General features: G+C 68.5%; 7 protein-coding genes. All 7 read right to left on the reverse strand.

The genetic code is table 11. The features are described 5' to 3' along the window. Window positions 1-363 precede the first annotated feature (363 nt). The 7 genes from IRX98_RS22005 to IRX98_RS22035 all read right to left on the reverse strand — a co-directional run bounded on the left by IRX98_RS22005 (window position 364) and on the right by IRX98_RS22035 (window position 10,001). Window positions 364-1,619, reverse strand: a protein-coding gene (locus IRX98_RS22005; protein ID WP_224280434.1) for an IS3 family transposase whose coding sequence is annotated in 2 segments (ribosomal slippage) — window positions 364-1,334 and window positions 1,334-1,619 — 1,257 coding nt in all. Because the reading frame shifts where the segments join, the coding sequence is not laid out codon by codon here. Between the two features lie 316 nt (window positions 1,620-1,935). After that, a complete protein-coding gene (locus tag IRX98_RS22010; RefSeq protein WP_224280435.1) occupies window positions 1,936-4,221 on the reverse strand; it encodes an AAA family ATPase in 2,286 nt (761 codons plus the stop codon). A gap of 253 nt (window positions 4,222-4,474) precedes the next feature. Next, window positions 4,475-5,272, reverse strand: coding sequence for an N-acyl homoserine lactonase family protein (locus IRX98_RS22015; protein WP_224280436.1), 798 nt, complete (start codon window positions 5,270-5,272; stop codon window positions 4,475-4,477). Next, window positions 5,187-6,425 carry a lipase family protein gene (locus tag IRX98_RS22020; RefSeq protein WP_308045775.1) on the reverse strand — a complete coding sequence of 413 codons (1,239 nt, stop codon included), beginning with the start codon at window positions 6,423-6,425 and terminating at the stop codon, window positions 5,187-5,189. Before IRX98_RS22020 ends, IRX98_RS22015 begins: the two co-directional genes overlap by 86 nt. Next, window positions 6,422-6,937 (reverse strand): GNAT family N-acetyltransferase, encoded by a 516-nt coding sequence (locus IRX98_RS22025; protein WP_224280437.1) that lies wholly within the window; start codon window positions 6,935-6,937, stop codon window positions 6,422-6,424. Before IRX98_RS22025 ends, IRX98_RS22020 begins: the two co-directional genes overlap by 4 nt. Before the next feature lie 110 nt (window positions 6,938-7,047). Then, on the reverse strand, window positions 7,048-8,910 hold the full coding sequence (locus IRX98_RS22030) for a hypothetical protein (protein WP_224280438.1): 1,863 nt from the start codon (window positions 8,908-8,910) through the stop codon (window positions 7,048-7,050). 326 nt (window positions 8,911-9,236) lie between these two features. Beyond that, the gene (locus IRX98_RS22035; protein ID WP_224280439.1) at window positions 9,237-10,001 is read right to left on the reverse strand and encodes a hypothetical protein; all 765 of its coding nucleotides are present in this window, start codon (window positions 9,999-10,001) and stop codon (window positions 9,237-9,239) included. Window positions 10,002-10,334: the final 333 nt, after the last annotated feature.

Raw genomic sequence — 10,334 nt, forward strand, 5'->3', positions numbered from 1 at the left:
CGAGCCACGTCCCACAGGCGATTAGGCTCGCGCTCGGCTCGGCCGACCTCGCCCTCCTCCCGGCCGCTCTGCGGACTGTGGCAGCGGTCGTGGAGCAAGATCGCTGCACCTGAACCGCACGTCCGGGTGGATCCGCCGCGATCAGCTCGACCGGACCCGCCGACGTGCGCGTGAGCGGATCCCCACCCGGTGAAAGGGAAGGTAGTCAAGCCGGGATGGTCCACTCTCTTGACCGGTGCCCGGTGACGGTTTCCCCTTCCGACGCACGCCTCAGGCGCCATGGAGGGGCGCTGGCTGCGTGGCGAAAGGCTTGGGCTCAGTCAACGGACCGGATTCAAACGTGAATCGCACTGGGTTTCGTTCCTATGCGTTCCCTTGGCCAGCGAGTGCCGGCTGGGATGATTCTTGGGCAGCGTAGTACGCCGCCTCGACCTCGAGCGGGGTGCGCATTTGCAGCTCGCCATGTAGGCGCTGGTTGTTCCACCACCACACGTACTCCAGGGTGGCGAGCTCGACCTGCTCGATCGTGCGCCACGGTCCGCGTCGGCGGATCAGCTCGGTCTTGTAGAGCCCGTTGACGGCCTCGGCGAGGGCATTGTCGTAGCTGTCTCCGACGGTCCCGGTCGAGGGCTTCGCGCCCAACTCACCGATCCGGTCGGTGTAGACGATCGAGAGGTAGTTCGACCCGTGATCAGCGTGGTGGACCAGTCCGGTGAGGTCGGCGGCGCCCTCGCGTCGTGCCTCCCAGGCAGCCATGTCGAGTGCCTGCAGCGGGAGGATGTCGGCCTTCAACGTCGCGGCGACGTTCCACCCGACGATCCGGCGGGAGTAGACGTCGGTCACGAACGCGACGTAGGCGAACCCCGACCAGGTGGCGACGTAGGTGATGTCCGCGACCCACAGCCGTCGCGGTGCGACGGCGTGGAACTTGCGCTGGACCAGGTCGGCCGGCCTCACCGCGGCCGGGTCGGACTTGGTCGTGAAGACCTTCGTCGAGCGCTTCACGCCCTGCACTCCCGCGATCCGCATCAACCGCGCCGTCTGGTCGCGTCCGACCTCCCAGCCCTGGCGGCGCATCAGGGCGTGCATCTTCCGCACCCCGTAGACGCCGTAGTTCTCCGCGTGCAGCCGGGCGATCTCGGGCACCAGCAGCTCGTCCTTCAACGCCCGTGCCGAGGGCGGCCTGGTCTTCGCGGCCCGGTAGCCGCGAGAGGTGATGAACCCACGAACTGCCGGGCGCAGCACCCGGCAGATGGCCTCGACCCCGAACTGATCCTTGTGCTCGTCGATGTAGCGGATCATCTCGTCGTGGGACGGTCGAGCTCCTTGGCGAAAAACACTGACGCGCTCTTGAGAATCTCGTTCGCCCGACGCAGCTCGGCGACCTCACGCTTGAGCCGCTTGATCTCCTCGGCGTCCTCAGATGTCGTCCCGGCGCATTGTCCGCTGTCGATCTCGGCGCGATGCACCCACAGCCGAAGGGTCTCGACGTTCATCCCCAACAACCCCGACACATGCCGCAAAGCGGCCGTCTCGTGCGGGTGCTCGGAGCGAACCTCGGCGACCATCCGGACCGCCCGCTCACGCATCTCGTTCGTGTACCTGGCCATCGTTCCCATCCTGACTCATCAAGCGGAACGAAACCCAGTGCGATTCAGAGACGACCTAGCGCAGCTTTGAGTTGCTGTGCGAGCCGCTTGAGGTTCGACCTGCGGGACGCTCACACGGTCGGCGTCGATGAGCAGCATTCGCCTGTGCTGGCCAACTGGCTCGCTCGCGCTCGCTGGGCCGTACCCTCCGGCCGTCGAACGTCCAGCTCGCTGCGTTCCCGCCATGTCGGCAAGTCTTGCGGCGACTGTCAGCGCTACTACAAGACTTAGCGCCGACTCGCTCAGGATCGCTCGTTCCCGGGTAGCGGACGGCTGGCTCAACCTTCTACTCAAGAACCGCTGGGTCGATCTTGACTGCCTCGCACATCTTGTTGAAGTGGTCGTCGTCAACGGAGCGCAGGAATTGCATGCAGCGCCTGATGTCTCCCTGAACGGTGCGGGCGTCCAACACCTCGACCGTCTCCGGGCCCTCCCCGTGGGAGAAGCGATTGCAGAAGTCGAACACGTCGCGGTGGGGCTCCGAGGGCTGCTCCTTCACGAGCCACTCCAACTGCTGAAGGAAGTTCGGGCGGTGGGGCGCCTTGTAGCTGGCAAACACCTCCAGCACACGCCGAGCGGCGTTCGGAAGCAGGAAGAGCCGTTCGTGGTCGTCCGGCTGCTCGATCCCCTTCATCACCATCAGGAAGAGGTAGCCGTACTCCGTCGTGTTGTTGCGAAGCAGGCTCGGAAGCTGCCCCAACTTCGAGGTCCGCTCACCGTCCACAGTGGCAGCGAACAGCTCCAAGAAAGAGACGCGAGGGAAGTGGAGTTCGTCGGCGTTCTGCTTCCCGATCTGACTCGCGGAGTCGTTCCACTTGCTGCGGTGAGAGGAGATGAAGAGGCGGAGCAAGTTGAAGTCGTGGGTGAGCACTATGTACTGACCGAACTTCTGAAGCGTGCTGACAAGCCACTGGTGGGTGGCGAACAGCGACTCGCGGTCCAACGAACTGGAAGGGTCGTCAATGACGACGATGCGGTCCGTCGGCTCTGCTCCGCGAGTCTGCTGATCCTCGAGGTTCCGCAGGAAGTACAGGAGCGACAGCGTGGTGCGCTCGCCCTCGCTGAGATTTGTCGCCGGCTCGTCTCCACGCCGGCACGAATAGGACTTTCCGTCGTCGGTCACTTCGATGGTGAGGTGGTGCTTTCCGTACACGCGGGCTAGATCGGCCGTCAGCTGATCGGCCATCTTCTTCTCGGTGAAGGAGGCTTGCTTCAACCTCTCGAGCGCCCTCTCCGCCAGCTTCGCAGCCTTGGTAGCCGCGTCCAGGTCGTCCTCCGCTATAACTGCTTCCTTCTCTCGGTCGCGGAAGTTTCGGCTCTCTGAGCCCACGATGTGGTTAAAAACGACCTCGAGACGTTCGGCCCGCAGCTCGTCCTGGCGTTGCACCTGCTCGTTGTGTTCGGCCACCGCCTCCATGAGGAGGGTGATCGGCAGGGGAGTTGTCAGGCCACTGACGTCCGGAGCGGGCGGGGTACTGGCGGGGTCCTTGATCTTCTCCCCGAGGGAAATTTCGATCTGCTCTAACTGCTTCAGCCGTGCTTGAACTTCACTCTTGGTCACCTGGACAGCCTGGCCATAGGCCGCCCGCAGGTCGCTCGCCAGAGCCTCGGGTGCGGGCAGGGAGGCGGGCCAGGCTGTCAGTACCGTCCGGTGACGGGCCACGGTGTCGAGAAGCTGCTGGCTCTCGCTTCGAATCTGCAACCAGCTCTCATCGAAGTGCCTCGCGAGCTGCTGCCGCCGCTGCTCGCCGATCGCCCCTTCACAGAAGAGGCATTGGTTTCGCTCGATATGGAGTGCCTGCCCGCGTTCGACCCAGGATTGGGCCGCGGGGTCAGCCTCCAGTTCGGTAAGGATGACGCTGGTCGGCGTGCGGCCGAGCAACTCTTCGAGCGGCGAAAGCTCGTCCGCGAGAGCCGGTGCAACTGCGACGGCGGCGACGGCCGACGGAGCGTCCTCGCCCAGCCTCACCAACGCGTCGGTGTGAGCGGCGAGGTCGGGAAAGTCCGACCTGGGCGCCCGCAGCAGCTCGCTGACCTTCCCCACTGAGTAGCGATTCTTGGTGTAGTGGTTGTGGTCGAAGCGCTGAAGCTCGGTGACCAGGCGGTCCTGCACCGCGCGTGCCAGCGCAGTGACCTTCGTGTCGGCTTTGGTCTTGGTGCCTTCGGCCTTCTCTGCTGCGCCGCGCAGGCGCTCATTCTCGCCTTCGAGCCGCTCCTCTTCTTCCTTGGCGCCGATGGCCTCCTCGCCGAGAGTGACGATGGCGTCGGCGTTCTCGCCCGCCAGAAACTGGTTCAGGTTGGCCTGCACCCACTTGCGCGTGAACACGGCCATATCCGGTGACGGGCAGGACGCTCCCGGGCGCACTGCTTGCTTCTTGCCGTTGCTCGGTTCCCAGACAACTTCAGCAGCAGCGCTGTTCTGGGACAGGTCGAGTAACAGCTCAGCGAGGGTGGACTTGCCGCTGCCGTTATGCCCGTAGATCACTGTGCCCTTCCCCAGTGGCACGTCGGGGGGCCAGAAGCCTGGGGCCAGCGACCGCCAGGGATTCTTCACATCGAGTCGGCGAAACATGCGCTGACCATAGTTGCGACCGCCGACACTTCGACGTGACTAGTCCGTTCGGCTTACTGCACCCGGCGCAGCCCGTAGTACTTGCAAGTCGTACTCGTACCCATCAAGCGATACTCCCAACTTCGCCGGGCACGTCAGCATCCTGTACCGGGCAGCACTGCGAGCCCGTGGGATTGCGAAGGGCCCGGTGCGGGATGGGCTCGCGGAGCGACCCGGTGGCGGATGGGCTCGGCGTCGGCGTGAGGCACCTTCCTCACCCGAACCTGGCGCCCAGCTCCCGGCTCAGCTGGGGCCACACCACTGGATCGTGACCGGGGACCAGCGCGAAGCCCCGCTCGGCGGCGATGGCCTTGAGTCGCCGGATCTGTGTCACGGTGTCTTCGGGAGTGACGTCGACGAAGGACCCGATCGCCAGCTCGCGCTCGATGTTGTCGCGGAGGTCGGCCGCGTCGAAGGCGAAGACGTAGCCACCGCCCCCGACGCGGTCCGACAGCTCGACGACGAAGCTCTGGTGTCCTGGGGTGTGCCCGGGAGTCGCGACTGCCGTGACGCCGGAGGCGACCTGGGCGTCGCCCTCGGCGAGCCGCCAGTCGATGCGCGGGTCGTCGAAGTCGACGCGGAAGGCGGTGTCCGCCTCGGCCCGGGGAGAGAGACCGAACTCGAGCTCGCGACGCTGGAGATGGACCGGCACGCGTCCGGCGACGTGCTTGAGTCCCCCGGCGTGGTCGGCGTGCAGGTGGCTGAGTGCCACGGCCCGGACATCGTCGAGGGCGACGCCGACCCGGTCGAGCGCCGAGAGCAGGGGCTCGTCCTCGTCGGGAAGGATCGGCACGTAGTCGGCGTCCGGATAGAAGCGACGACGCAGCGCGACATCCCTTACCAGTGCCGTGTTGAAGCCGGTGTCCAGGAGGATCCAACCCTCCGAGTCGCCCACAAGCACGGCCGGAGTCGGCTCCCGAAGACGCTCAGCCCCGGAGGCGCCGTGGACCGACACGCTCTTGGGCAGGTCCTCCCAGCCGACGGTCAGCAGCACGATCCGGTCGATGGTCATCTGAGCCCTCCTGTCGTTCGTCGTTCAATCGAGGCGGGGCCGATACCTCGGTACCTCCGCCGCCGGTCCCGGGCTGCACAAGGTGCTCGGCCAGCCAGGCGAGCGCCCCAGCGGCGCCGGCGTCCGCGCCGGAGAGATGATCGGGGGCAGACACGGTCACGAGTCTGACCTGAGCATCTCGACGCCGGTAGCGCCGCGCGAGGTCGCGGGTCAGCGCGGTGGGCACGATCTCGTCGTGCTCGGCGTGGTAAAGGTATGTCGGCACCTCGGGTGACCTTCGTCCCGCGCGTTCGGAGGCCAGAAGGGCGTGCCAGTGCGGCTCGTCCCAGGGCGCGCCGCGGGTGGTGTGAGTCGCCAAGGGTTCTGGGTGACCGAGGACGAGGCCGACCACGTCAAGGCCGGCCGCGCGCCGGGCCACCTCCTTGCCGGCATCGGTGAGGATCTCCCAAAGCTCCGGTCTCTCGTGGGCGGTCGCCAAACCGACGAGCACCGCCAGGTTGAGCCCGGAGAACGGGCCGCCGTCGATGGCCTTGGCCACGGCTCGCAGGTCGGCGGGAACCCCACCCGCGGCGACCGCGACGAGCGGGACGTCGGGTGCGTAGGTCGAGTGCTGCTCGGCGGCGAACACCGCACACCGGCCGCCCTCGGAGTAGCCCCACAGCGCCACCGGTGCAGAGCGGTCGAGCCCGACGGGTGCTTCACGAGCCGCGCGGACGACGTCGAGCATCGCCCGACCTCCGACACCGCCGGCGCCGTAGGTGTGCGGGCCGGGCATCCCGAGACCCTCGCCGTCGGTGACTGCCACCGCCCACCCGCGTCGCAGGGCCAGCTCGATAAGCGGCAGCTCGCTCTCCCGGCCCTCTCTCAGGAGGTGACTCGGCGCCGCGTCGCGGTGCAGTCCGTGGACTCCCACCCCGAAGCTGACCACCGGCCTCGGCCCAACGGGCCACGGCATCTCCGGCACCAGGATGGTGCCGGAGACGGCCACCGGCCGTCCGGTCGTACCAATCGTGCTGTGGACGACCTGCCAGGCTTTGATCCCGACGGTGGTAGGCAGACTGACCCGGCGGTGTCGGACGGGGACGCCGGGGTCGGATGGGACCGGGCCGGAAGTGTAGAAGGCGTCGTGGGTCGGCCGCGGGCTGCGGGTCATGCCGCCTCACCGGCCCGCGCCGGCGCCGTGCTCTCCGCGAGACGGGCGAGGTCCAGGTGCCAGGCGTGCTCGTCGTCGAGGTCGCGCCGTCCCCCCAGCCGCGTCACGCGTCGGCGGACTGCCGCGTTGTCGGGGTGGACCCAGCACACGAACCTGGTGATGCCGGCCGCGCTCGCGGTCTCTGCGAGATGCCCCAGCAGGGCCGACCCGACACCCCTGCCCTGCCACGGGTCCACCACGGCCAGCGCCAGCTCGGCCGCACCGTCCTCGAGAACGTGCGACAGCCCGTGGCCGACGGGCCTGTCCCCCGACCAGGCCAGGACGGCATCGCGCACGCCGGGCCTAACCCGCGCCAGCGCGCGCACCTGCCCGTCACGCAGGCGGGGAGTCGACACGTGAAAGCGCATCAACCGGGACTCGGCGGAGAGTCCCTCGAAGACCTCGCGCACGGCCCCGTGGTCGGCACCGGCCACCCGGCGGCACACCACGGGTACGCTCGCGGATCGTGTCATGGTGCTGTCCTCCTGTTCGGTGACGGTCGCGTTCGAACCGTCTGCCCAAGAGGCGTGACACAAGCGTTCCGTGCGGTGTCACGCTCCGACGGCCCGGTGGTGTGCCGCAGTCAGGGCCGGGGGCCGTAGACGCACCGGATGCCCGTGGTCACCCGCCCGGCGAGCTCGGCACCGATCTCGGCGTCGGCTTCGCGCAGTGTCCTGAGGGCACGCGAGATCGCCTTGTGGACCGACACCCGCGCGCGTTCGTGGGCGTCGGCGAAGGAGCGGGTGTTGCCCCCCAGCCCGGTCGCGCGTTGCAGCTCACCCAGCAGGGAATCGAGCTCGGTCTGGGCGCGCGCCGACCGGGCGCCGTCACCGGCGACGTCCGCCTCCTCGAGCTCGTGCTGGAGCTCGCGCACGCGGGCCCGGTAGGCAGCCATCGCCTGCTGGTCCACGACATCGCCGCTCGGGGCCTCTCGGACGGTGTGCGCGGACACCAGGTCGGTCGCGGCGATCTCTACCCCCGGGTTGGCCACAAGCTGGGCGAGGTAGCCCATCCCCACGCTCGCGGGGACCGACGTGTGACGCCCGCCGAGCTCCACGTGCCAGGTCCGGCCGGTCCGGGTGAGCACCACACCGGTCGGGACCGTGGCCGCGCTCCAGGCTGTGACGCGACCCGTGAGCTCGAAGTGGCGCGCCTCGTCGAGGGCCGACGAGCGCAGCGGCGCGGCACGCGCCGCGTCGGACGCGGTTCCTCGGCTCTGCAGTACCTCGGCCAGGATCCATCGCGTGTGCGGCCGGCACACCACGTTGCCGGTCGCGTCGTCGTCGGCGAGGGCCTGCTCGAGGCGCTGGACGGCCTCGTCCCACTGCTCCAGGGTCGCGGCCGCGAGGCCGAGCGTCCGGTTCGTCGAGCCGAAGCTCACCGTCCCGCGGCTCGCGATCACCGGCAGTCCGGCGAACGGTCCCAGCATCTGGAGCACGGCGGCGGCGGCGACCCGGTCGCGGAGCGCGTAGGCCGCCTCACCGACGGCGAACACGGCTGCCAGCCAGCTGGTGGAGACGGGCAGGTCTGCAGCATCCAGTCGGAGCTGAGCCAGCGACGTGCGTGCCGCGGACTCCTCCCCGGACTCGGCCGCAGCGACGGCCCGGGCCGCCAGGAACGCGATGCCGGCCGGCTCGGCCACGTCCACCGAGTCGACGTACGCCTCGCACAGCTCGAGCATCTCGCGGGTGCGCCCCTGGAGCCATCGAATCGCGAGCACCTGCGCGGCGTGCCAGGTCTCGGCGTCTGCGTCGCCGACCCGGACGCCCAGCTCCCTCGTGCGCGCAGCGCTCTCCTCGGCGTCCGCGAGTCGCCCGGTGCCGATCTGGCGCATCACCTCGATGACCGACATGGCGTAGGTGATCGCCGCGCACGGAGTCACCGTCAGCGCAGCCTGCAGCTCGTGCAGTGCGCGCCCGGCGCCCCCGTCACCGAGCTCGTGCAGCACCAAGGCACGATTCGCCAGCCCGAGCAGACCGTAGGTGGTCTCCCCGGTCAGGGGCGACATCGCGATGAGCTCCTCGGCCAGGTCCAGACGGCGGCTCAGGTGCTCCGGGCCGAGCAGGCAGAAGTAGACCAGGTGGAGGGCCTCGGCGAGCAGCACCGGATCGCCGTGGGTCCGGGCGTCCTCGACCAGGGCGACCAGCCGCCCCGTCGCAATCGTCCCGTAGATCCGCTCGATCTCGAGACGAAGTCGCAGTCGCCGCGCTAGGTGCTGCTCAGGGTGCAGTCCCGCCAGCGCGCGCTCCTGTAGCGCAGCGACCTGGGCGCGCTCGAGGCGGGTTCGATAGTCGTGCACCCACAGCCCACTGAGACCCAGAGCGGCCCTGCCGAAGGCTTCGGCATCGCCGGTCCGCTCGGCCACCTCGGCCTCGGCCGCGAATGCGGCGCGGGCTTCTGCGAGCCGTCCCAACCGTTGCAGGTCCTCTCCGCCGAGCGCCGCCACCCGCACGACTCTAGCCGTGGCCTGAGCCGGGGGGAGGGTGGAACCGAGCCACGTTCCTCATCCCGACCAATCCGGAGCGGCAGATGGGGTCCTCGAACTGACAATCCGGTCGGTGGTAGCGGCAGCCCTTGGACACGTCCCCACCCACCACCGGGCAGTCGCGTGGCAGTCACGGGTAGTTCCTGTCCCCCGACACTGGAAAGCAAGCGGATGGCCCGCAGGGCCAAACGACATTCGGTGAAGCAAGCCGTACCCGGTGACCGCACCGGGCGGAAGCGCTCTCCGCGAGCCCATCCGCGCACCGGGATCGCTCAGACGTGCTAGCCCTACTCGCAGCCGACCAGCCAGGTCGTCTCGCTGTATCCGTCCTCGTCCGTCGTGCTCGATCGGACCATACCCAGCCCCTCGCTCACCCAAGTCGTCCCTGTCACTCCGGAGGTGAACTCACGCCGCAACTCACGCCGCAGCATGCCGGCATATCGAGGCTTGACGTTCGTGAATCGAATCGAAGCAAGCTCCGTGCGGTAGCCCAGAGCCCGCACCTCGGTCGCATCATCGTCCAGCAAGAGCCCTTTTGTGCCGAGCCCTACGTGACGGTAGTCCACCCTCATGCCGAACGTCGTGCCGCGTACCAAGGCCGGTCGAAAACGCGGCGGGACCGTGAAAGACCCTACGATCTGCGCGCTTCCTGCCTGGAAACGCTTGAGCCGATGCGGCGACGGCACACGGCTTGAAAACTCCAGGCGGATCACCCAACCGTTACGGCGTTGCGTAGAACTGCCGGACGTCCCGATCGCGCCCTGGGGCAGCAGCGACGCGACCCCTCGTTCGCCGTCTAGGGTCGACCGCGACACCACTCGCTTCCGCGACTTCGACACCACCACGGTCTTGTAGACCTTGTTGCTGCCGAACTCTCGATACATCTTCCTCGTGCACACCACACCCTCGTCGGGGAAGTAGGGAAGCCACGGGTGTACAACCTCCACTGCGGAGCTCACCGCACTCGCGTACACGAGGGGCGCGGGCGTGAGGCCCAGGCCCAGGCCCAGGCTCAGGAACAGGGCAATCGCTGTGCGTCGCGTCGTCGTCATTCGGCCATCGTAGGGACCGCTCGAGAGGGTCTGCTCTAACCGCGAGAACTAGGCACGGGCGAACAGGAGCGACGCCCCGCGGGCACACTCGCGTCCCCTAAGCCAAACCCGTACCGGGTCTCAGCAGCCCCTGGAGGCCGCCCTGGACGGCGCCGACCAGGTCGACGGCTTCGCTCCGCGAGCCCATCCCGCACCGGGTCGCTCCGCGAGCCCATCCCGCACCGGGTCGCTCCGCGAGCCCATCCCGCACCGGGTCGCTCCGCGAGCCCATCCCGCACCGGGTCGCTCCGCGAGCCCATCCCGCACCGGGTCGCTCCGCGAGCCCATCCCGCA

The sequence above is a fragment of the Nocardioides lacusdianchii genome (genome assembly GCF_020102855.1).
GTDB classification, from domain to species: domain Bacteria; phylum Actinomycetota; class Actinomycetes; order Propionibacteriales; family Nocardioidaceae; genus Nocardioides; species Nocardioides lacusdianchii.

Bases quoted from the DNA above. Each gene is read 5' to 3' on its own strand.
- IRX98_RS22010 (WP_224280435.1), bottom strand. From the start codon at position 4,221: ATGTTTCGCCGACTCGATGTGAAGAATCCCTGGCGGTCGCTGGCCCCA.
- IRX98_RS22015 (WP_224280436.1), bottom strand. From the start codon at position 5,272: ATGACCATCGACCGGATCGTGCTGCTGACCGTCGGCTGGGAGGACCTG.
- IRX98_RS22020 (WP_308045775.1), bottom strand. From the start codon at position 6,425: ATGACCCGCAGCCCGCGGCCGACCCACGACGCCTTCTACACTTCCGGC.
- IRX98_RS22025 (WP_224280437.1), bottom strand. From the start codon at position 6,937: ATGACACGATCCGCGAGCGTACCCGTGGTGTGCCGCCGGGTGGCCGGT.
- IRX98_RS22035 (WP_224280439.1), bottom strand. From the start codon at position 10,001: ATGACGACGACGCGACGCACAGCGATTGCCCTGTTCCTGAGCCTGGGC.